The organism is Planktotalea arctica, assembly GCF_002105285.1.
GTDB lineage: Bacteria > Pseudomonadota > Alphaproteobacteria > Rhodobacterales > Rhodobacteraceae > Planktotalea > Planktotalea arctica.
Genome location: NZ_MUHR01000020.1, coordinates 88529 through 109495, shown reverse-complemented (window position 1 = coordinate 109495; position 20967 = coordinate 88529). Strand labels below are relative to the sequence as shown.

Annotated in this window: 21 protein-coding genes; 13 read left to right on the top strand and 8 right to left on the bottom strand. The window is 56.0% G+C overall.

Annotated elements, in window-relative coordinates:
• From B9P63_RS16435 to B9P63_RS16415, 5 genes are all read right to left on the bottom strand, one after another.
• Entirely contained in the window at positions 1 to 405 is a 405-nt protein-coding gene (locus B9P63_RS16435; protein ID WP_085310790.1) for a flagellar biosynthesis repressor FlbT, read from the bottom strand.
• A gap of 3 nt (positions 406 to 408) precedes the next feature.
• A complete protein-coding gene (flaF, locus tag B9P63_RS16430) occupies positions 409 to 777 on the bottom strand; it encodes a flagellar biosynthesis regulator FlaF (RefSeq protein WP_085310789.1) in 369 nt (122 codons plus the stop codon).
• Positions 778 to 849: 72 nt separating this feature from the next.
• Positions 850 to 2064, bottom strand: a complete 1215-nt coding sequence (locus B9P63_RS16425; protein WP_085310787.1) for a flagellin N-terminal helical domain-containing protein — start codon at positions 2062 to 2064, stop codon at positions 850 to 852.
• A 208-nt stretch (positions 2065 to 2272) separates the two neighbouring features.
• Positions 2273 to 2626: a hypothetical protein gene (locus B9P63_RS16420; protein ID WP_085310785.1), complete on the bottom strand. Its 354-nt coding sequence runs from the start codon at positions 2624 to 2626 to the stop codon at positions 2273 to 2275.
• A complete protein-coding gene (locus tag B9P63_RS16415; protein WP_085310783.1) occupies positions 2623 to 2901 on the bottom strand; it encodes a rod-binding protein in 279 nt (92 codons plus the stop codon). Before B9P63_RS16415 ends, B9P63_RS16420 begins: the two co-directional genes overlap by 4 nt.
• 108 nt (positions 2902 to 3009) lie before the next feature.
• Here B9P63_RS16415 and fliK point away from each other — a divergent pair, with 108 nt between their 5' ends.
• A complete protein-coding gene (gene fliK / locus B9P63_RS16410) occupies positions 3010 to 4389 on the top strand; it encodes a flagellar hook-length control protein FliK (RefSeq protein WP_085310782.1) in 1380 nt (459 codons plus the stop codon).
• 4 nt (positions 4390 to 4393) lie between these two features.
• Positions 4394 to 5068 (top strand): flagellar hook capping FlgD N-terminal domain-containing protein, encoded by a 675-nt coding sequence (locus B9P63_RS16405; protein WP_085310780.1) that lies wholly within the window; start codon positions 4394 to 4396, stop codon positions 5066 to 5068.
• 2 nt (positions 5069 to 5070) lie between these two features.
• On the opposite strand, the gene ubiB is transcribed toward B9P63_RS16405, so the two are convergent.
• Both ubiB and ubiE read right to left on the bottom strand, forming a co-directional pair.
• Entirely contained in the window at positions 5071 to 6606 is a 1536-nt protein-coding gene (gene ubiB, locus B9P63_RS16400) for a 2-polyprenylphenol 6-hydroxylase (RefSeq protein WP_085310778.1), read from the bottom strand.
• 3 nt (positions 6607 to 6609) lie between these two features.
• On the bottom strand, positions 6610 to 7362 hold the full coding sequence (gene ubiE, locus B9P63_RS16395) for a bifunctional demethylmenaquinone methyltransferase/2-methoxy-6-polyprenyl-1,4-benzoquinol methylase UbiE (protein ID WP_085310825.1): 753 nt from the start codon (positions 7360 to 7362) through the stop codon (positions 6610 to 6612).
• 96 nt (positions 7363 to 7458) lie between these two features.
• On the opposite strand from ubiE, the gene mutM reads away from it, so the two are divergent.
• The 8 genes from mutM to B9P63_RS16355 all read left to right on the top strand — a co-directional run bounded on the left by mutM (position 7459) and on the right by B9P63_RS16355 (position 16755).
• Positions 7459 to 8310: a bifunctional DNA-formamidopyrimidine glycosylase/DNA-(apurinic or apyrimidinic site) lyase gene (gene mutM, locus B9P63_RS16390; RefSeq protein WP_085310776.1), complete on the top strand. Its 852-nt coding sequence runs from the start codon at positions 7459 to 7461 to the stop codon at positions 8308 to 8310.
• 65 nt (positions 8311 to 8375) lie between these two features.
• Positions 8376 to 9152 (top strand): enoyl-CoA hydratase, encoded by a 777-nt coding sequence (locus B9P63_RS16385; protein WP_085310774.1) that lies wholly within the window; start codon positions 8376 to 8378, stop codon positions 9150 to 9152.
• 99 nt (positions 9153 to 9251) lie between these two features.
• The gene (gene rpsT / locus B9P63_RS16380) at positions 9252 to 9515 is read left to right on the top strand and encodes a 30S ribosomal protein S20 (protein ID WP_085310772.1); all 264 of its coding nucleotides are present in this window, start codon (positions 9252 to 9254) and stop codon (positions 9513 to 9515) included.
• A gap of 583 nt (positions 9516 to 10098) precedes the next feature.
• Complete coding sequence (gene dnaA / locus B9P63_RS16375; RefSeq protein ID WP_085310770.1) at positions 10099 to 11472, top strand: chromosomal replication initiator protein DnaA; 1374 nt, start codon at positions 10099 to 10101, stop codon at positions 11470 to 11472.
• A gap of 112 nt (positions 11473 to 11584) precedes the next feature.
• Positions 11585 to 12703, top strand: coding sequence for a DNA polymerase III subunit beta (gene dnaN / locus B9P63_RS16370; protein ID WP_085310768.1), 1119 nt, complete (start codon positions 11585 to 11587; stop codon positions 12701 to 12703).
• 10 nt (positions 12704 to 12713) lie between these two features.
• Positions 12714 to 13826: a DNA replication/repair protein RecF gene (gene recF, locus B9P63_RS16365; RefSeq protein ID WP_085310765.1), complete on the top strand. Its 1113-nt coding sequence runs from the start codon at positions 12714 to 12716 to the stop codon at positions 13824 to 13826.
• Positions 13827 to 13916: 90 nt separating this feature from the next.
• Complete coding sequence (gene gyrB, locus B9P63_RS16360) at positions 13917 to 16334, top strand: DNA topoisomerase (ATP-hydrolyzing) subunit B (protein WP_085310763.1); 2418 nt, start codon at positions 13917 to 13919, stop codon at positions 16332 to 16334.
• On the top strand, positions 16324 to 16755 hold the full coding sequence (locus B9P63_RS16355) for a PaaI family thioesterase (protein WP_245830721.1): 432 nt from the start codon (positions 16324 to 16326) through the stop codon (positions 16753 to 16755). Before gyrB ends, B9P63_RS16355 begins: the two co-directional genes overlap by 11 nt.
• Here B9P63_RS16355 and B9P63_RS16350 read toward each other — a convergent pair.
• Positions 16752 to 17948 carry a hydantoinase/carbamoylase family amidase gene (locus B9P63_RS16350; RefSeq protein WP_085310761.1) on the bottom strand — a complete coding sequence of 399 codons (1197 nt, stop codon included), beginning with the start codon at positions 17946 to 17948 and terminating at the stop codon, positions 16752 to 16754. The genes B9P63_RS16355 and B9P63_RS16350 overlap by 4 nt on opposite strands.
• Before the next feature lie 96 nt (positions 17949 to 18044).
• On the opposite strand from B9P63_RS16350, the gene B9P63_RS16345 reads away from it, so the two are divergent.
• The 3 genes from B9P63_RS16345 to B9P63_RS16335 are packed head-to-tail and all read left to right on the top strand — an operon-like array spanning position 18045 to position 20907.
• The gene (locus B9P63_RS16345; RefSeq protein WP_085310759.1) at positions 18045 to 18704 is read left to right on the top strand and encodes a histidine phosphatase family protein; all 660 of its coding nucleotides are present in this window, start codon (positions 18045 to 18047) and stop codon (positions 18702 to 18704) included.
• A 10-nt stretch (positions 18705 to 18714) separates the two neighbouring features.
• Entirely contained in the window at positions 18715 to 19755 is a 1041-nt protein-coding gene (locus B9P63_RS16340) for a saccharopine dehydrogenase (RefSeq protein WP_085310757.1), read from the top strand.
• A 12-nt stretch (positions 19756 to 19767) separates the two neighbouring features.
• Positions 19768 to 20907, top strand: coding sequence for a saccharopine dehydrogenase family protein (locus tag B9P63_RS16335; protein WP_085310755.1), 1140 nt, complete (start codon positions 19768 to 19770; stop codon positions 20905 to 20907).
• Positions 20908 to 20967 lie beyond the last annotated feature (60 nt).

Below are 20967 nucleotides of genomic sequence, written 5' to 3'. Positions count from 1 at the left end.
TTAGCACACTTGACGCGATAGAAGTTCACGCTCGAGAGGGAGCAAGAGCTTCAGCGATTTAAGCGCGTTGTAGAACTTCCCCTGCACAACGGCCATCCGCGCACGCGCCAGATGTTCCTGCCAAAATGGGTCTATAAGTATACGTGCCAGTTCAGAAATTTGCCTAGCAATCTGCTGGGACGCTTCGGAGGGATCGCTATTACCCGCCAAGATCAATTGCAATTGATAGCAAACGCGACCCATGGGAGTATTTGCCGCTTCGGGGTGAATTGCATCCTTCAATCGCAGAACATTCGCGCTTGGCGTCACAATCGAAAACCGCGATCTGCGGTTTCCATTTTCCAAGACCGCCCCATTGATCAAAATACGCTCTTTCGGACCTAGCTTAAGGACAAGACCTACCATTTTTTATGCCTTTCCTTTGAGGCCGCGAAGAACCGCAACATTTGTCTCTACAAGGCTTTCTACACGTGCGCTTCCGCCAAAGACCTTGCTGGTTTGATGCCCAACGAATTGTGCCAAATAGAACAAGCGAGCCCGTAAATCAGGGCTCAATGCGTTGTCGGGGTCCGCCACTTGAGTTCCGATTTCGATCCACAAGCGTTCGTTCTTGTTCAATGCTCTGGCAAGCTCAGAAAATTTTGTGGTGCCAGCGCCGGAATGTGATTTCAACTCGCGTGTGACATCCAGAATAACATCATATTCCAAATCCTTCGGACTGCGTGTGTGTTCGCTCAACGATGAATATCGTCTCGCAGCAACGAGTGCGCTGTTCATTGGTGTGCCTCCTCAGGCCATCAAGTCAGTGAAAGTTGGAGAGCGCTGGAATTGGCGCTCTCCAGCAACCAATTAACGGAAGAGCGAGAGAAGGCTCTGCGGTGCCTGGTTCGCAATCGACAGAGCTTGAACACCCAGCTGTTGCTGAACCTGAAGCGCCTGAAGTTTTGCCGAAGCTTCCTCCATATCGGCATCCACAAGAGAGCCGATGCCAGCGCGCAGGGAATCAGTCAATTTGGAGACAAAGTCACTTTGCGTGTTGATCCGCCCTTCAACAGAACCAAGAGAGGCGGCCGCATCGATCGCCGTGCCGATCAATGTTTCGATTGTACCAAGCGCCCCATCTGCACCCAGCGCAGTGGACACATCAATGCTATCGAGCGCGCCAAGCCCACCCGATCCTGCGTTCAGGAACTGCCCACTGACAGAAAAGTCATTACCGCTATTGTTGGTGAAAGTAAGCTGACCGGGGCTGCCGCTGTCATAATCGACAGCAAGGTCTTCGATCCCAAGCGCATCGATCGCATTTTTAAGACCAACAGCGACCATATCAGAGGACGAAGTCGCGTTCACATCCGCTTCCGTCACAGTGTAGGACGCCTCTCGATCACCGATGCGCACGACAACGCGGTCCCCCTCGCCAAACGCTGTTTGAGCAGTGTCGTCGATAACGATAGTGTCGTTGCCACCGCCGTTATCAAGTGACAGTGCGACCGTATCGCCATTTGTCGAGGGGGTACCACCAGAGGAAGCAAAAATGTCGTTGGCAGTGTAACCGCCAACTGCAAGGTCCTGACCCGTCACCTGGATCGTGGAAGCAGTGACAGCGCCAGTCGCATTGCGATCCAGCGAGGATAGGATGTCCACGTTGCCAGCCAGACCATCGACCAAATTGAGGCCGTTGAACTGCGCCGCAGCGACCACCGATTCGATCTGTTCGCTAAGCGCGGTGACATCGTCGTTGATCTTAGTTCGATCAACGTTATCTTCTTGCGCAGCAACGATCTTGCCTTTCATTTCAGTCAACAAATCAGTGACGGTTTCAGCTGCCTGTCGCGCAACCGCGACCGTTGATTTACCCAGCGAAAGACTGTCGGAGATCGCCTTGAACCCTTTAACGTCGGATTCCATCACTTTGGAAATCGCCCAAACTGCCGAATTGTCGGCCGAAGACGCGATGGATTTACCCGTCGCGATTTCCCCTTGGGTTTGTGCCAGCCCTGAGTTGATGGACTTAAGCGTTTGAAGCGCAACCATGGCGCTTGTGTTTGTCAAAATACTAGACATTGATATTATCCTTTAGGCTTTGATGCTTTGCACCAATTTTAGTTCCCCGCCCCCTTAGGACGGCCAAAAGGTCGTACTGACGATGCAAGCAGTGCTTGAAACATTCCTTGCGCCACCCGGATCACCGAGCGCCTCGACCTTTTGGCAGGGGAAACCTAACGGAGTCCTAAACCTGACCTGCCAAGTTCTTGTATTTTAGTTCTAATTTTCAACTTCGTTTTGACAATGCGTCACCATCGCGAATCGCAACCTGCATTTTTTTGCCGTCCTTGCGATAGGTTCTTAGGCTCGCCGACACCTCTTTGATTTCCTTGACGCGCCGGATCGCCATGCGCATCCCCTCGATCGCACTTTGGGCAAGCGTTTGATTGCGGATCAACCGGTTTCGCAGCGATGCGAAACCATCAAGGTCATCTACCCCAGCGACAGAGATTTTTTCCAATAGCACCACTTTTTCGGAACCTAGCCGTTCGATACTTGCCAGATCCCCATCAAGCAGTGCTGCATATTCCCGCTCCAATAATGCGTCCAGTTTTTCAGAAACTTTACCCACAATGCTCATTTTGCTGCATCCTTTATTGATTGATCAAAGTGTGCCGCCAAACCTAGCCCTCCCGCGCGCACCATTTCCTTTGCCTGCGCCTCTCTCAAGAACGAAGCGAACTGGTCTTCCCCAGCCCCGCCCCCAAAGGTTTCAGGGACTTTACCAACGCCCGCAATCTTGAGCATTTCCGTTAGAAATACCGCTTCGAGTTGCTGTCCAGTGCTCAACGCCGTGTCTGGACGCGGGCCTTGCGGTGCAGCAACCTGCAATCCGCTGGTAGATGGAGATATCATAAAACCTTACCTTCATTTTCAGTCGATTTTTTCGGAAATAACGCATTGCGGTAAACAACTGGTAACCGGTTGCACGCTAAAAAGACGCTCCACACTACGGAGCCCAAAATGATCCCTCTGCCAGACCAACATATCGCCCGCCCGGTATTGACGAGTGTGAAAGCAGGCAGCCATGACGATGCTTTACCTTCGTCGCCTTCATCGCCTTCTGCAGCCAAGAAAACTTTTTCCAAACTTCTTGAAAGCATGTCCGCGAAGCAAAAAACCGTCAAAGCTGAAGTCACGTTGCCCACGACCCAAGACAAGGCGGCAGCAGAGGTCGAAACTGAAGAGAAGCCAGCACATGTGCCGACCAACGGTAGCGCGATAGATGCCAACGATGTGCCCAATATTGGAAAAAATATGCTGCAAGATATGCCAGAAAATCAGTTGGCAGCCCACGATCAAGCCGAAGCCGATACAGGAACACAATTGAATTCAGATGACGCGATAGACGGTCATTTTTCGCAATTTCAAACGGCACAAAGCAATCCTGCATATGATCACGAGGGGCACGAGCCCGAATTGAAGTATAAATCTGCGCTTGACCAGCGGCATATCAATCAACACTGGATCGACGAAATCCCACTTGCGGCATCAGGGGATGTAATTTCGAACTTGAAACACCGAACTTTACCTAATGAATTGCCCTTGGACCTGCCTAACACGCCAAAGGCTTCCCAGAATGCCCAAGCGACTTTGAGCATATCCGCAGATGCACGTTTAGAAATTGCGTTTCAATCCGGCGGGGATGAGCCAGAGCAAACTCGCAAACATCACAGCGTTGAGGACATGCCTTTCCCAAACAAAGCCACAAGCACTGCATTGCTTGGGGAAAAGGTCACATCCTCTGTCGCCAGCAAGGCCGCGAGCGTCGAACACACAAGTGGGTCCATTCTACCCGGCGCAGCCCCAACCGCGATCGAGCCCGCTACCCTGGACGTTTGGACAGAAAAGCCAACACGCGAAACAGAAGCTATGAAAACATTTGTGCCGTCTCAGAATGCGCAAAATAGCGCCGCTCAAACACAGATCACACTTACGGCGCGCCCAGTCTTGTCCGCCGAAAATGCTCCGAAGATCTCAGATGCATTAATCACGCTACGCGACGTCGGTGGTCAAATCGATGTCGCTCTGACACCTGATGACATGGGCCGCTTAACGATCAAGCTGGATCACACCACGCAAGGCCCTGCATTTACGTTGACCGCTGAACGCGCCGAAACCCAAGAAATCATCCGCCGTCAACTAGATCACTTGCAACAGCAATTTCGCGCGATGGGTATTGAAAACGCAACGTTTTCCTTTGGTGACCAAGGCGATGGGCCGGCTGGGCAATCCGCAAAATCCCGCCGCGAAGACATTGCCAAACAAAAAGTAGATGACAGCGAACAAATCGTTCAAATCCGCCAGCTTTCGACGAACAGTGGCCTAGACATCAGGATATGATCCAATGACAATTGTAAGCACCGCGGCCCCAATCCAACCGCTTCTTCCCGCTCCGACAGACATCTCACCGACACAAAGCAGCTCCGGGATCAGCAGCGATTTTGAGACCTTTCTCAAGATGTTGACCGTCCAGATGGAGAACCAGGATCCGCTAAACCCCGTCGATTCAGCCGATTACGCCGTCCAACTAGCGACCTTTTCTTCGGTCGAGCAACAAGTGTTGACGAATGATCTGCTAACTACACTGGCCGCATCGATGTCAGGCGGTGGTATCGGAGCCTTAGGGCAATGGGTTGGCATGGATGTTCGCGCGGGTTCGGCTGCGCAATTCAACGGCACTGACGTTGATCTGGTCTTGCCTGAATTTCAGGATGCCGATCGCCGCGTGCTGGTCATCAGGACCGAGGCCGGAGAACTAGCAACGCGGCTCGACATTCCTGTCGATGGCGCAGATCACAAATGGGATGGCAAGCTCGCTGACGGCACCACGGCGAAGGAAGGCATTTACCAATTTAGCGTCGAAACATTCAAAGATGGGTCATTGCGCTCGAACGATTCGGCTTCGCCCTACAATCGTGTACGCGAAGCAATTATCGAGAACGGCGAAACCCTATTACTGCTTGAGGGGAATATTCTAGTCACACCAAGCGACGTGTCGGCCCTGCGCAGCCCTGAATAGCCCTAAAGCCATAAAATAAGACTGGCTCCAAGTATGACTGCCCCGGTCAGAACCCCTGACAGAAACCATAGACTGCGGCTGCGGGTCTTGCCGGGCGCATAGCTTGGCGATTCCTGCGCTTGACGGATCAAGGCCGCTTCGACCAACCCGGGCAAACGCGGCCCAAACCGCGCCAGCACCTTCGCCGTTTTCGCAAGATCACTTCCGATAGCGCGTGGCCCGATGCTGCCTTTGATATAGTCTTCGACGACGGGCTGCGCGACTTGCCAAATGTTCATACGCGAATCAAGCGAACGTGCGACACCCTCCACGACGACCATGGTGCGTTGAAGCAAAATAAGCTCTGTCCGCGTTTCCATCCCAAAACGCTCGGTCACTTCGAAGAGATAGTTAAGCAAACGGGCCATGGATATATGCGTCGCGTCCATTCCGAAGATCGGCTCGCCCACTGCGCGCAAGGCCCGCGCAAATTCATCCACGTCGCGATCTGCAGGTACATATCCCGCTTCAAAATGAACTTCTGCGACACGCTTGTAGTCGCGGCGGATAAAACCGAACAGGATTTCAGCATAAACGCGGCGGGTATATTCATCGATATGGCCCATGATACCAAAGTCATAGGCGATGATATCGCCGTTCGGCGCAACCTTCAGGTTACCTTGGTGCATATCCGCATGAAAGAACCCGTCACGCAGCGCATGTTGCAAGAACAACTGCAAAACCCGCGTGGCAAGGGCTGATCGATCATGCCCGGCAGCGTCGATCGCATCGTTGTCACCCAGCGGTACGCCATCGGCCCAGCCCAGCGTCATCACGCGTTTTGCCGAAAGGTTCCACTTGATTTCAGGCAGGGAAAAACCCGCATCACCTTTGGTATTAGCCAAAAACTCCGACGCTGCAGAACTCTCAAGGCGCAAATCCAATTCGCCCATGACGACGCCTTCGAAATGCTCGATCACATCCATCGGCCGCAATCGACGAGAGCTCGGCGACAGTAACTCGACCATCTGAGCGCCAAAGTAGAAGGCATCGATATCCTTGCGAAACGCCTTTTCTATCCCGGGGCGCAGCACTTTAACGGCGACGATTTCGCCAGTTTCGGCGATAGTCGCTTGGTGGACCTGGGCAATCGACGCGGCCGCAACCGGTTCGCTAAACATGCTGAACAGTTCATCAGCGGGGCGACCCAACTCTTCGGTGACCGATCGTTTGGCGACCTCGATGGGAAACGGCGGCAGTTTATCCTGCAACACCCGCATCTGGCCTGCCATTTCATCACCAACCACGTCGGGACGCGTCGAAAGCACCTGACCAAATTTGATATAGGCCGGTCCAAGCGCCGTTAGCGCACGCGGCGCGGGTGGCATGCTCAGATCGCCTTTGTAGCCAAGCCATTTGAACGGCCACCCCAACATACGCGCGGCAACGCGCAACGAGCGCGGCGCATCCATCGCATCAAGCACGATGCCCATGGCACCGGTCCGCTCCAAAGTTGCGCCGGTGACGATCAGGCGCCAGATATTATGCGGTCCGCGCATCGCTTAAATTTTCCAACCGGAGTGAAGCGCAGCAATGCCCATAGTCAGATTACGATACTTCGCATTCTCAAAGCCCGCCTTGCGCAACATGTCGAGAAACGTCTCCTGATCGGGAAATTTGCGGATCGATTCGACGAGATATTGATAACTGTCCGCATCATTGGCGATCAGCTTGCCCATAGGCGGGATCACATTGAAGGAATAGCGATCATAAGCCCATTGCATCGCTGGATTCGGGATCTGCGAGAACTCCAGCACCATCAAGCGGCCACCGGGGCGCAGCACGCGAAACGCCTCATTCAGGGCCTCTTGCGGGCGGGTCACATTTCGGATGCCGAAGCTGATCGTGTAAACGTCGAAGGTGTTGTCCTCGAACGGCAGCGCCATCGCATCCCCGACCACCCAATCGAGCGAATCTATCATCTGGCCAGCCTCGGCGCGTTTGCGCCCCTCGATCAACATCGGCTCGGTTATATCCAGAACCGTCGCATGCCCACGTCCAGCCCGCTTCAAAAAACGGAACGAAATATCACCGGTGCCGCCCGCGACATCAAGAAGCCGCTGTCCCGCGCGCGGCGCAAGCCAATCCATCATCGCATCTTTCCACACGCGGTGAATGCCCATGGACATGACATCGTTCATGATATCGTATTTGGAGGCGACCGAGTTGAACACGCCTTGCACACGGCTCGCTTTCTCGGATTCGGGCACAGTTTGAAAACCGAAATGAGTGGTGTCTTGGGGCTGATCGCTCATGAGATCTTGTTGTCCTTGTGGTTCACCCTTCTTATAGAGCGCCAAACACCCGCTGCAATGCGCCCAATTGGACAGACCTAGCTGAAAGGGGCCGACATGCCTGAATTGCCCGAGGTTGAGACGGTTCGCCGCGGACTGGCACCCGTGATGGAGGGCGCGCGCATCGCAAAAGCGGATGTGAATCGCCCCGATCTGCGCTGGCCCTTCCCTGCTGGAATGAGCGAGAGGCTAACAGGCGCGCGCATCGAGCGGCTGAGGCGACGCTCCAAGTACATCCTTGCGGATCTCGACACGGGCGAATCGCTGCTGATACATTTGGGCATGTCAGGCCGCATGCTGATTTCCGGCGCGAAACTTGGCGCATTCGCGCACGATCACCCAGCCCCGGAAAAGCATGATCATGTGGTCCTACACATGGACAGCGGCGCGCGCATCACCTTTAATGATCCACGTCGCTTCGGGGCGATGGACCTGCTAGATACCGCCACAGCCGATGCGCATAAACTGCTCTCGAGCATCGGGCCCGAGCCGCTTGGGAATAGTTTTGACGAAAGCTATCTTGTGCAGGCCCTCAAGGCAAAAACCAGCCCGATCAAAACCGCGCTTCTGGACCAGAGAATCGTCGCAGGTCTGGGAAATATCTATGTCTGCGAAGTACTTTACCGCGCCCGCATCTCACCCCTGCGCAAGGCAAACAAGATAACCAAAACCAGCGTCGAAGCGCTAGTTCCGATCATCCGCCAAGTGCTTGGCGAAGCGATCGAAGCGGGCGGATCATCGCTCAAAGATTTTCGTCAGGCAGATGGAGATTTAGGATATTTCCAGCACAGTTTCGACGTTTATGGACGCGAGGGCGCGCCGTGCCGCACGCCCGGCTGCACAAGCGCGATCAACCGCACCGTGCAATCGGCTCGTTCCAGCTTCTATTGCCCGAAGTGTCAAAGATAGCTTGAAACAGGGCGCGCACATGGTAATCAATCAAGGCTGAGCGCAACAATGGAAGAGCAGACCACATGGCCTATGAAACGCTGATCATCGACATCGAAGATCACGTCGCACTTATACGCATCAATCGCCCCGAAGCGATGAATGCGCTCAATTCACAAGTTCTTGCTGAACTGAGCGTCGCGCTGAAGGACGCCGATAGCAACGACAAAGTGCGCTGCATCGTGCTGACCGGTTCTGACAAAGCTTTCGCCGCCGGCGCGGATATCAAGGAAATGTCCGAAAAGACGTTCGTCGAGATGTTCATGTCCGATTTCTTCGCCAAAGAAGGCGACGCGGTGCGCAGCGTACGCAAGCCGATCATCGCCGCGGTCGCGGGCTATGCGCTCGGCGGCGGCTGCGAATTGGCGATGATGTGCGATTTTATCATCGCAGCGGACACGGCCAAGTTCGGCCAGCCTGAAATCAACCTCGGCGTCGTCGCGGGCATCGGCGGTACGCAGCGCTTGACGCGCTTCGTAGGCAAGTCCAAGTCTATGGACATGCACCTCACAGGTCGTTTCATGGACGCCGAAGAAGCAGAGCGCTCGGGCCTCGTAAGTCGCGTGGTTCCTGCGAAAAAGCTCAAGGACGAAGCGATGAGCGCCGCGCAGAAGATTGCGGAAAAGTCGGTTCTGACCTCCATGGCCGTCAAAGAAGCGGTGAACCGCAGCTACGAGACGACGCTGAGCGAAGGCATCCTGTTCGAGCGCCGTTTGTTCCATTCGCTCTTTGCAACCGAAGACCAAAAAGAGGGTATGGGGGCCTTTTTGGAAAAGCGTCAGGCACAATTTAGAGACAAATAGTACGACCAAGCCGAAGGCGTGTGTTGACAGGGCGGCGAGTCGGCCCTAAAGACGCGACTTCAAGATAGAATGCAGCCCAAACAAGCGGGACGATGATTTATGGCCAATTCGCCTCAAGCAAAAAAGCGCGCCCGTCAAAACGAAGCACGCTTTCAAGTAAACAAAGCGCGCCGTTCGCGCATTCGCACCTTCCTCAAAAAAGTGGAAGAGGCGATCACAACTGGTGACAAAGACGCAGCGACGACTGCTCTTCGAGCAGCGCAGCCTGAAATGATGCGCGGTGTCACTAAAGGTGTATTCCACAAGAACACAGTGGCGCGGAAAATGTCCCGCCTCTCCGCCCGCGTGAAAGCGATCGGGTAACTCCGGCCTTAAAGACCGGTAGAAAATATGGATGTTAAGCGCCGCCTGTCATGGGTCGGCGCTTTCTTCATTTTAGAGGTATTCCTGCTCGCATACCCATCGATTCTAGCGAGCAAGGCCATTTGTCTCTGCGGTCAATAGGGCGAAAATGACAGGGCGTTTTTTTGTAGGCCTTGTTGCATTTTCCGAGGTGCGGAGATTCTTTTCGACCATTCGATGAGTCAAGCCCCATTGATCTATTGCCGCTTCGTAGAGCGACTTGCTACCAAGAGTGAGCGATTCACGTCGCCTTGGGATAGTTTGAAAATTTGCTGCCAAACACAGCGCCTGACCTTTGCGAAACCGAAGGTCAAAGTGCGCTTCAGCATGTTTATGTTTCGAGGGAGAGCTTGAAAAGCACGCGATATCTGGTGGGGACCCGGTTCGCGTGCATTTCATTATCTTGCCTGAACGGCGCTCTGCGCGTTGCCTCAAATCGATGAGGCATGCGTGCACAGCGTTTTGGGCCGACACATCATGATCGAGGGACTGCCCTTCGTTTATGGACTCGCGAAAGAGGATTGTTGGTTAGGAAAGAATACAGATGACGATCGACGACTGGGGACAACTGCAAGACATCCTTCGGGCATCCGTGGGCAAGAACAATTATACCAATTGGATCGGACCTTTGTCTTTTGTCGGCGCGAAGAACGGCATCGCCAGCTTTAGTGTTCCGACCAATTTCCTTGGCAATTATGTTTCCCAGAATTTTGGCGACATGATCGTCTATCAGGCCCAGCAAGCAGGCCACGATATCCAGCGCGTACATTTTTCGGTTCTGAAATCCGGAGCAAGCGATGCGGCCAAATTGCCGAGCAACGCCGTGAAGCCAGTTCAAACCAGCACCCCCGCAAAGCAGCCTGCCGCAAAAAGCGGTTTGACTGGCGCCCCGCTCGACAAGCGTTTTACCTTTGACAATTTTGTCGTGGGCAAACCGAACGAGCTAGCTCACGCCGCTGCGCGCCGCGTCGCCGAAGGTGGTCCCGTCACCTTCAATCCGCTTTTCCTTTATGGCGGTGTCGGCCTTGGTAAGACGCACTTGATGCACGCTATTGCACACGAACTTCAAACAAGTCGCCCTGATCTAAAGGTGCTTTATCTCTCGGCAGAGCAATTCATGTACCGCTTCGTTCAGGCGCTGCGCGAGCGTAAAATGATGGACTTCAAAAGCCTGTTTCGCGCGGTGGATGTCTTGATGGTCGACGACGTTCAATTCATCGGCGGCAAGGACAGCACGCAAGAAGAGTTCTTCCACACTTTCAATGCGCTCGTGGATCAGAACAAACAAATCATCATTTCCGCCGACCGTGCACCAGGTGAAATCAAGGACCTCGAAGATCGCATCAAGTCGCGCATGCAATGTGGTCTTGTCGTTGATCTGCACCCGACTGATTACGAACTTCGCCTCGGCATCCTGCAGTCCAAAGTCGAGATTCAGCGCGCCCAGTATCCAGGCCTTCAGATCGACAACGGAATTCTTGAATTTCTCGCGCATCGCATCAGCACCAATGTGCGCGTGCTTGAGGGCGCTCTGACGCGTCTGTTTGCCTTCGCCTCGCTTGTGGGCCGTGACATCACGATGGACCTGACCGTTGATTGCCTTTCTGATGTTTTGCGTGCGTCAGAGCGTAAAATTACCGTCGAGGAAATCCAGCGGCGCGTTTCTGAGCATTACAACATTCGCCTCTCCGAGTTGATTGGCCCCAAACGTGTGCGTAACTTTGCCCGCCCACGGCAGGTAGCGATGTATCTGTGCAAGCAACTCACCAGCCGCTCTCTGCCAGAGATTGGCCGCCGCTTTGGCGGACGTGATCACACGACGGTCATGCACGGCGTCAAGCGTATCGAAGAGTTGAAAGTACAAGACGGTCAAATCGCAGAAGACATCGAAATGCTGCGCCGCGCGCTCGAAGAATAGGGCGGTCCCGTCACACTGTGCCCTTCACGCGCATCAAAGCGTGAAAAGGGCTTGAGGGGCGCTGTTTTTCAGGTAACTTAGCGCTCCGGAACGTCTTCTAGGAGCGAGACACATGAAAATCAGCATCGAACGCGCAACGCTGCTTAAAGCCGTCTCGCACGCGCAATCTGTGGTCGAGCGCCGCAACACCATCCCGATCCTCGCCAACGTGCTGATCGAAGCCGAAGGTGGCGATGTGCGGTTCCGCGCGACGGACCTCGACATCGAAGTCGTGGACAAAGTTGAAGCCATGGTAGAGCGCGCGGGATCGACGACTGTTTCTGCCACCACTTTGAATGAAATTGTTCGTAAATTGCCTGACGGCGCACAGGTCACACTCGCGGATGACGGCACCTCCGGTCGCCTCACCATTGAGGCGGGCCGCTCCAACTTTTCCTTGGCGACGTTGCCAAAGGAAGATTTTCCGGTCATGGCGTCGTCTGAATATACTGCGAATTTCTCGATCAAAGCGAGCGTGCTGCGCCGCCTGTTCGACAAGTCCAAGTTCGCGATTTCAACGGAAGAAACACGCTATTATCTGAACGGTGTTTACATGCACGTGTCAGAATCTGATGGGGGCAAAGTGCTTCGCTGTGTGGCAACGGACGGCCACCGCCTTGCGCGCATCGACGCAGATTTGCCCGAAAATGCCTCCGATATGCCGGGCGTGATCGTACCGCGTAAAACAGTGGGAGAATTGCGCAAGCTTCTGGACGAAGACGACATGCAAATCGCCGTCTCCGTGTCCGAGACCAAGGTACGTTTTGCAACGCCTGAAATCACCCTGACGTCCAAAGTCATCGACGGGACCTTTCCCGATTACACCCGCGTCATTCCGCAGGGCAACACGCGTAAGCTCGAAGTGGATGCCGCCGATTTTGCAAGAGCTGTCGATCGCGTCGCGACCGTATCGTCCGAGCGCTCGCGCGCCGTGAAACTTTCTCTCGACGAGGATCGCCTGATCCTTTCGGTCAACGCCCCCGATAGCGGCGCTGCCGAAGAAGAACTGGCCGTCGCCTATAATGACGAGCGCCTCGAAATTGGTTTCAATGCCAAATACTTGCTGGAAATCGCCAGTCAGGTGGACCGCGAAAACGCCGTGTTCCTGTTCAATTCCTCCGGCGATCCGACCTTGATGCGCGAAGGCAATGACACCAGCGCGGTCTATGTCGTCATGCCCATGCGTGTTTGACGCCGCCTAAATGACCTCGCTCGCGCTCACCGAGCTGACACTCTCTCATTTTCGCTCGCACAAGCTGGCCCGCCTGTCGTGCGGGCCTTTGCCTGTGGCGATCCATGGCCCGAATGGCGCGGGCAAGACCAACATCCTAGAGGCAGTGTCCCTTTTCTCCCCGGGGCGAGGGATGAGGCGCGCAAGTGCCGAAGAGATGACACGCCGCCCTGAGGCTTTGGGATGGAAAGTCTCGGGCGTCCTGCAGGCCCAAGGTCAAAGCCATGAGATCGAATTCTGGTCCGAAAACGGCGCGGCTCGCAGTACCAAGGTCAATTCCAAACCTGTTGCCCAGAACCGCCTTGCGGAACTCTCCCGCGTGCTCTGGCTGATCCCAGCGATGGACCGCCTCTGGATCGAGGGCGCAGATGGGCGTCGGCGCTTCCTTGATCGTATGGCCCTCAGCTTTTTTCCGAACCACGCGGAGGCCTCCCTCACCTATGAAAAAACCATGCGCGAGCGCAACAGGCTGCTTAAGGAAAACGTGCGCGATCCTATGTGGTACGGCGTGCTCGAAACCCGCCTTGCGCAAACCGGGGCGGTAATCCACGAGAACCGCGTCGCGACGCTCGCCTTCCTCAGCGACGCGCAAATGCAGGCAGAAACCGCCTTTCCGACCGCCGATCTAGAGCTCATCCATTCCGAAGATGCCATGCCCGCCGACAGCGCCGATCTGAAAAGCGCCTTCGAGGCCAGCCGCTTTCGCGATCTCGCCGCAGGGCGCACTTTGGTCGGTCCGCACCGCGCCGATCTTTACGGAGTGTTCACCGCGAAGGGCGTACCTGCCAAGGATTGCTCAACAGGCGAGCAAAAAGCACTTCTTATCTCACTCATCCTCGCCAACGCACGCGCGCTGGCAGTTCAAATCGGCGCGCCGCCAATTTTGCTACTCGATGAGGTCGCCGCACACCTCGACAGCGCCCGCCGCGCGGCGCTTTACACCGAGATCAGCGCGCTTGGTGCGCAGGCCTGGATGACCGGCACGGAGCCTGCGCTTTTTGACAGCCTCACCGGACCCGCAGTACACATTGAAGTCACAGAATCCGCAGGCGTAAGCGAGACCAAAGTCATCCCCCGGACCTAACTGCCAACGGATGCACAAAATATAGGTGAAAGCCGTGACAACCCCCCCAAATATTCGTATAAAACATACAAATAGATAGGGGAGTTTCGGATGTCCGAAACGGAGCAAAGCAGCCCAGAATATGGCGCTGATTCCATCAAGGTTCTCAAAGGCTTAGAGGCGGTTCGCAAGCGTCCGGGTATGTATATCGGTGATACCGATGACGGCTCTGGTCTACACCACATGGTCTATGAGGTCGTGGACAACGGCATCGACGAGGCTCTGGCAGGGCATGCGGACGCAGTAAACGTCAAAATCCATGCGGATTCGTCAGTTTCCGTAAGCGACAACGGTCGCGGCATTCCCGTGGGCATTCACGAGGAAGAGGGCGTATCAGCAGCCGAAGTTATCATGACCCAACTGCATGCAGGCGGGAAATTCGACAGCAATTCCTACAAGGTTTCGGGCGGTCTGCACGGCGTCGGCGTGTCCGTCGTTAATGCTCTGTCCAACTGGCTCGAGCTGCGCGTTTGGCGCGACGGCAAAGAGCATATCGCGCGTTTCGAACATGGCGATACCGTCGATCACTTGAAGGTCGTCGGCGAGTCCAATGGCCACACAGGCACCGAAGTGCGCTTTCTTGCGTCGCTCGATACGTTCTCCAACCTCGATTATTCCTTCGAAACGTTAGAAAAGCGTTTGCGTGAACTCGCGTTCCTGAACTCCGGCGTGCGCATCATCCTTACGGACGAGCGCCCCGTCGAGCCACTGCGCACCGAACTTTACTACGACGGCGGCGTTAAGGAATTCGTAAAATATCTAGATCGCTCCAAATCCTCCATCATGGCAGAGCCAGTCTATATGATTGGCGAAAAGGACGATATCGGCGTCGAGGTCGCGCTTTGGTGGAACGACAGCTATCACGAGAACGTCCTGCCCTTTACCAACAACATCCCCCAGCGGGATGGCGGCGCGCATTTGGCTGGCTTTCGCGGAGCACTGACGCGCACGATCAACAACTACGCCCAATCCAGCGGCATCGCGAAACGTGAAAAAGTGACGTTCACGGGTGATGACGCGCGCGAAGGCCTGACCTGCGTTTTGTCCGTCAAAGTGCCAGACCCCAAGTTCAGCTCGCAGACCAAAGACAAGCTGGTTAGCTCCGAAGTTCGCCCCGCGGTTGAGGGCCTGGTAAACGAAAAGCTGGCAGAGTGGTTTGAGGAAAATCCGGCCCAAGCCAAAATCATTGTAAGCAAAATCATCGAAGCCGCCCATGCACGCGAAGCTGCGCGTAAAGCGCGCGATCTGACGCGGCGCAAAACGGCGATGGATGTGAATTTTCTTGCCGGAAAGCTCAAGGACTGCTCCGAAAAAGACCCCTCCAAAACCGAAGTCTTCCTTGTCGAGGGAGACTCTGCCGGCGGCTCTGCCCAGACCGGCCGTGATCGCCAAACGCAGGCAATCCTGCCGCTTAAAGGTAAAATTCTGAACGTCGAGCGCGCGCGCTTTGATAAGATGCTAAACTCGCAAGAGATCGGCAATCTGGTCATGGCGCTTGGTACGGGTATCGGGCGCGACGAGTTCAACATCGACAAGCTTCGCTATCATAAGATCGTCATAATGACGGACGCAGATGTGGACGGCGCGCATATCCGCACGCTCTTGCTTACGTTCTTCTATCGCCAAATGCCTGCACTGATCGAGGGTGGCTTCCTCTATATCGCCCAGCCGCCGCTTTACAAAGTGTCACGCGGCAAGTCGGAGGTGTATCTCAAAGACCAAGCCGAAATGGATGACTATCTGATCGAGCAAGGCATCGACGGCGCGATCCTGCGCCAAGGCAATGGCGAGGAGATCACAGGCCAAGACCTGCGCCGTATCGTAAATGAGGCGCGCCAACTCAAGCGCGTTTTGGACGCCTTTCCGACGCATTACCCACGCCATATCCTCGAGCAAGCCGCCATCGCGGGCGCCTTCGTGCCCGGCGTGGTGGACCGTGATTTGCAAGGCACCGCCGATCGCGTGGCAGAGCGTCTCAACCTGATCGCGCTGGAGTATGAACAGGGTTGGCACGGCCGCATCACGCAGGATCACGGCATTCGCCTTGCCCGAATTCTGCGCGGCGTCGAAGAGGTGCGCACGCTCGATGGGCCGATGATGCGCTCTGGCGAGGCCCGCAAGACCGGAAGTTTCACGCAAAGCCTGCAGGACGTTTACAATCTACCTGCCACGCTCGTGCGCAAGGATCGCAACCAAATGATCTTTGGCCCACTCGATTTGCTGAACGCGATCCTGCAAGAGGGCGAAAAGGGGCTGAGTTTGCAACGCTACAAAGGCCTTGGTGAAATGAACCCGGATCAGCTTTGGGAAACCACGCTCGACCCTGACGCGCGCACGCTTTTGCAGGTCAAGATCGACGATGTGGCAGAGGCGGATGATCTGTTTACCAAGCTGATGGGCGATGTGGTCGAACCGCGCCGCGAGTTCATTCAGCAAAATGCCTTGAACGTAGAAAATCTTGATTTCTGATCCACTTGATCCGGCCATCGAGGCAAAGGTGCGCGAAAGTTTCGCGCGCCAGTCCATGATGCGTCTGTTCAATGCGCATCTGGACGAAGTCACTTCGGGCACCGCGAAGATATCGGCAACGATAGATGAGCGCGTACAGCAACAACAAGGCTTCGCGCATGGCGGTTTCGTCTTTTCGCTTGCCGACAGCGCCGCTGGCTATGCGGCGCTGACGTTGCTGCCGATGACGAACGAAGTCATGACCGCCGAGCTAAAGATCAATTACCTCTCCGCCGGAAAAGGCCGCTTGATCGCTGAGGGGCGCGTATTGAAACCGGGCCGCCGCCTGATCGTCGTCGCCGCCGATGTCTGGGCCGAACACGAGGGCGCGCGCAAACATATCGCCGCGCTACAAGGCACGATGGTCCCCGTCACCACCTAAACAAGACGCGCGACCGCCCCTGCCAAAACCTTCAAACCTGTCACCAAATCATCCTCTGCTGTGTCTTCCTCAAACGCATGGCTGATCCCGTTGATCGAGGGCACGAACAGCATCGCGCTTGGCATCAGCGCAGCAACATTCGTGGCATCGTGCAGCGCGCCCGACGCCATCGCGCGCCAGTTATCCGGCGCTTGCTCCTCTGCGCTTGCCTCCAGCGCTGCGCGCAAAGCGCAATCCATCGCGACAGGGTCAAGGCCCAGCATCCGGCCATAGCTCAGCGCCATGCCTTGCACATTTGCAATCTCTCGCGCTGTGTCGCGGATCACCGCCTCCATCCGCGTCAAACGATCGGCGTCTCCATCGCGCCACTGCATCGAAAACGTCACCTTGCCCGGCACGATGGAGGACGCATTGGGATGCAAAATCACATGGCCAATCGTCCAGACCGTTTGCGGCGTCACCACGTTGCGCAACCGCTCGTTCAGCGCCGCGTTGAACGCGGACAGCGCCTGAAACGCATCACGGCGCAGCGCCATTGGGGTCGTGCCCGCATGGTTTTGCTGCCCTTGCATGGTGATTTTCATGTCGCGAATGCCAACGATGTCGGTGACGACACCCACCGCCTCGCCCGACCCGTCCATCACCGGACCTTGCTCAATGTGCATCTCAATATAGCCGCGAAAGCGCGCAGGATCGACGAAATCCGCCGCCTTGCCACCCATCGACGCGCGCGCATCGCCAAAGCGCACACCATCGCGATCCACCAATTCATCTGCCGTCGCCAGATCAAGCGTCTCGCACCAGATCGCGCTGCCCGTCGTGACGCCAAACCGTCCCTCTTCATCCTGAAAGGACACAACAGAAACAGGCGCGCCGCCATCTTCCTGCGCTGCGCGCGCAATTTCCAAGGCGGCCATCACGCCGAGCGCGCCATCGAGCCAGCCCCCCTCCGGCTGCGTATCCGTATGCGAGCCGAGCAGCAGGCTTTTGCCCGGCGCAAGCCCAAAAACCGAGCCAACCGGGTCCACATGAACCTGCAAACCGCAGGCCTCAAGCTGCGCCATCAGCCATTCGCGCGCTGCAATGTCAGGCGCGCTAAACGCGGGGCGCACAACGCCTTTGGCAACTCCCGAAGCACCGATGCTGCGCAGGTGATGCAGGCTTTGCAAAAATCGCTCGGGGTTCAGGGGCATAGCGTCTCTCCTTTGGGGGCAGAGCATCACAGAACACGCGCCCTTTCAACTCCGCCCGCGCCCCGCTACATCTTCGTGCAGCAGATAGGAGCACGGATGGCACAGATCACTTTGGTGCGGCATGGACAAGCCAATTCAGCCAGCACGGACGAGCAGGGATATGACAAGTTAAGCCCGTTGGGCCATGAACAGGCCGCATGGCTTGGAGATCACATGCGCGCGACGCATCAGGTGTTCGACAGTGTTTATTGCGGCACATTGCGCCGTCACGTCGAAACCGCACACGGTATGAAGGCGCAAGGCTTCGCACCTGTGATTAAAGATGCGCGCCTGAATGAGTTGGCTTATTTTGATCTGTCCAAAGCCTATGAAGCGATGAACGGCACCGCCATCCCGACGACGAACGAAGAATTCGCCAAGCACATGCCCCGCCTTCTAAACGCGTGGAAAGAGGACCGTCTGAACGGCGTGCCTGAAAGTTTCGCCTTTTTCGAGGACCGCGTGAACGCCGCGCTCGACGACATTGCCGCGCGCTCGGATCGCGCTTTGGTCGTCACTTCAGGCGGACTGATCGGCATGGTCACGCGGCAGGTACTCGGCCTAGATATCGAGGGCTATGCGCGCATGTGCCTTGCGATCATGAACACCTCGACCCACCGCATCACACGCATCGGCAGCAGCCTCGCACTGACGCAGTTCAACAACATCGCCCATCTCGAAGAGACGGGCCGCCACCACGCGCAAACGCATATCTAGGGAGGTTTTCATGACACATCTATGGGTGCGCGCAGAGCAGCGCGAGAATGAAGAACGCGTCGGACTCACGCCTGCGGGCGCTGCGGATCTGATGAAAGCAGGCCTGCGCGTCACAATCGAGCAAAGCTCTGTGCGCGCGATCGGGATTGAAGGCTACAAGGACGCGGGCTGCGATATCGCGCCTGAAAACTCATGGCCTGAGGCCCCAAGCGATGCGATCATTTTCGGCCTCAAGGAATTGCCCGAAGACGGCACGCCTTTGCGTCACCGCCACATCATGTTCGGTCATGCGTTCAAGGGCCAACCGACAGGGCGCATCTTGCTGGATCGTTTCAAGGCGGGGGGCGGCACGCTTTACGATCTGGAATACCTCGTTGATGAAACAGGCCGCCGCGTCGCAGCCTTTGGTTATTGGGCAGGCTACGCTGGCGCAGCCGTCACGCTGCTTTGCTGGATCGCGCAGCAAAAGAACGGCATTGCCGGACCAGTGGGCGTGTTACAAAGCTCCAAAGCCCTTGTCACCGATCTAAAAGCCGTGATGGAGGGCATCACAATTCCTAGCGCGCTCATCATCGGGGCCATGGGCCGCGTCGGCACAGGCGCCGCCGATCTGCTCACGGCTATGGGCGCGCCTGTCACGAAATGGGACATGGCGGAAACCGCGAGCGGTGGACCCTTCCCCGAAGTGCTCGCCCATGATCTGTTTCTCAACTGCATCCTCGCGCGTCCCGGCACGCCAGTTTTCGTGCCTGCAAGCGCCAAGACCGATGCGCGCGCGCTGCGCGTCATCGGGGATATCGCCTGCGATCCCGATAGCGATTTTTCCCCCGTCAAAGTCTATGACCGCACGACGACGTGGCGCGATCCCGCGCTGCGCGTTCATAACGATCCGCCTCTTGATGTCACCGCAATCGACAACTTGCCTTCCATGCTTCCCGTTGAAAGCTCCGAGGATTATGCGGCCCAACTCTTGCCTTCCCTGCTCACTCTGGGCAGTCTCGAAACTGGCGTTTGGGCGCGGGCCGAAGCTACGTTTCACGACCATCTTTAGAGGACTTCAAACATGACAATCCATTGGTGCGGCACCGGCCTTTCGGCCATTCCCGGTTTGCGGCGTTTGATCAAGGCGGGCCATGAGGTTACCGTCTGGAACCGCACAATCGACAAAGCACAGGATGCCGTTGGCGATCTGACCCAGCGTATCCAGGTATTCGATATGGACGCCCTTCGCGCCGAATTACAGGCGGGCGATGTGGTGGTGTCAATGCTCCCCGGCGATTGGCACGTGCCCCTCGCGGAAATGGCGATCGAGCTTGGAGCGCACTTCGTAAGCTCGTCCTACATTGCCCCCGAAATGCGCGCCCTTGATGCACAAGCGCGCGCGGCGGGCGTCGTCTCGCTCAATGAAATCGGGCTTGATCCGGGCATTGATCACCTGATGGCGCATCACCTTGTGGAAAGCTACCGCGCCAGCCAAGACTTCGACAAAGACGCAGAACTGTCCTTTATTTCTTACTGTGGCGGCATCCCGAAACATCCTAATCCGTTTCGCTATAAATTCAGTTGGTCACCCTTTGGCGTGCTCAAAGCGCTACGCTCTCCTTCAAAATCCATACGAAATTTCAAAGAGCTGGACGTGAACCGCCCTTGGGATGCAATCAGTCACTACATGGCACCGCTACCAACCCCCGAAAGTTTCGAGGTCTATCCGAACCGCGATTCCATTCCCTTCATGGGTCAGTATCATTTTGACCCGTCTTGGAACGTCAAGGAATTCGTGCGCGGCACAATGCGCCTGAATGGTTGGGCAGAGGCATGGGGCGACGTGTTCACCGAAATCGAAACGCTGGAAGGCGCAAGCGGCGATGCGCGCTTGAAAGAAATGTCAGACCAGTTCTGGGCTGACAACGCCTATGATGAAGGCGAGCCTGATCGCGTGGTACTTTGCGTGGCCTTGAAGGCGGAAAAAGACGGCAACCCGATCTGGCATCAAACCTATGTAATGGACGCATGGGGAGACAGCAATGGAACGGCAATGGCACGCCTCGTTTCGATTCCATTATCATTGGGTGTCGAAGCGGTGCTTGGCGGTAAGATCAATCCGGGCGTCAGCGCCGCTACCAGCGACCCTGCGCTTTTGCGCGAATGGCTGGGTGAAATCGATACATTGGCGCAGCATTTGACCATCGTTGATCACGCCTGACGCACGATCACATCAGATCGTTTTCCAGCTCGACCGCTGATATATTAAGCGCGTCGAGCG

Bases quoted from the DNA above. Each gene is read 5' to 3' on its own strand.
- flaF (WP_085310789.1), bottom strand. From the start codon at position 777: ATGAACAGCGCACTCGTTGCTGCGAGACGATATTCATCGTTGAGCGAA.
- dnaN (WP_085310768.1), top strand. From the start codon at position 11,585: ATGAAAATCAGCATCGAACGCGCAACGCTGCTTAAAGCCGTCTCGCAC.
- B9P63_RS16435 (WP_085310790.1), bottom strand. From the start codon at position 405: ATGGTAGGTCTTGTCCTTAAGCTAGGTCCGAAAGAGCGTATTTTGATC.
- B9P63_RS16415 (WP_085310783.1), bottom strand. From the start codon at position 2,901: ATGATATCTCCATCTACCAGCGGATTGCAGGTTGCTGCACCGCAAGGC.
- B9P63_RS16340 (WP_085310757.1), top strand. From the start codon at position 18,715: ATGACACATCTATGGGTGCGCGCAGAGCAGCGCGAGAATGAAGAACGC.
- B9P63_RS16335 (WP_085310755.1), top strand. From the start codon at position 19,768: ATGACAATCCATTGGTGCGGCACCGGCCTTTCGGCCATTCCCGGTTTG.
- ubiB (WP_085310778.1), bottom strand. From the start codon at position 6,606: ATGCGCGGACCGCATAATATCTGGCGCCTGATCGTCACCGGCGCAACT.
- B9P63_RS16425 (WP_085310787.1), bottom strand. From the start codon at position 2,064: ATGTCTAGTATTTTGACAAACACAAGCGCCATGGTTGCGCTTCAAACG.
- recF (WP_085310765.1), top strand. From the start codon at position 12,714: ATGACCTCGCTCGCGCTCACCGAGCTGACACTCTCTCATTTTCGCTCG.
- mutM (WP_085310776.1), top strand. From the start codon at position 7,459: ATGCCTGAATTGCCCGAGGTTGAGACGGTTCGCCGCGGACTGGCACCC.
- rpsT (WP_085310772.1), top strand. From the start codon at position 9,252: ATGGCCAATTCGCCTCAAGCAAAAAAGCGCGCCCGTCAAAACGAAGCA.
- B9P63_RS16420 (WP_085310785.1), bottom strand. From the start codon at position 2,626: ATGAGCATTGTGGGTAAAGTTTCTGAAAAACTGGACGCATTATTGGAG.
- B9P63_RS16350 (WP_085310761.1), bottom strand. From the start codon at position 17,948: ATGCCCCTGAACCCCGAGCGATTTTTGCAAAGCCTGCATCACCTGCGC.
- dnaA (WP_085310770.1), top strand. From the start codon at position 10,099: ATGACGATCGACGACTGGGGACAACTGCAAGACATCCTTCGGGCATCC.
- B9P63_RS16385 (WP_085310774.1), top strand. From the start codon at position 8,376: ATGGCCTATGAAACGCTGATCATCGACATCGAAGATCACGTCGCACTT.
- B9P63_RS16405 (WP_085310780.1), top strand. From the start codon at position 4,394: ATGACAATTGTAAGCACCGCGGCCCCAATCCAACCGCTTCTTCCCGCT.
- B9P63_RS16345 (WP_085310759.1), top strand. From the start codon at position 18,045: ATGGCACAGATCACTTTGGTGCGGCATGGACAAGCCAATTCAGCCAGC.
- gyrB (WP_085310763.1), top strand. From the start codon at position 13,917: ATGTCCGAAACGGAGCAAAGCAGCCCAGAATATGGCGCTGATTCCATC.
- fliK (WP_085310782.1), top strand. From the start codon at position 3,010: ATGATCCCTCTGCCAGACCAACATATCGCCCGCCCGGTATTGACGAGT.
- ubiE (WP_085310825.1), bottom strand. From the start codon at position 7,362: ATGAGCGATCAGCCCCAAGACACCACTCATTTCGGTTTTCAAACTGTG.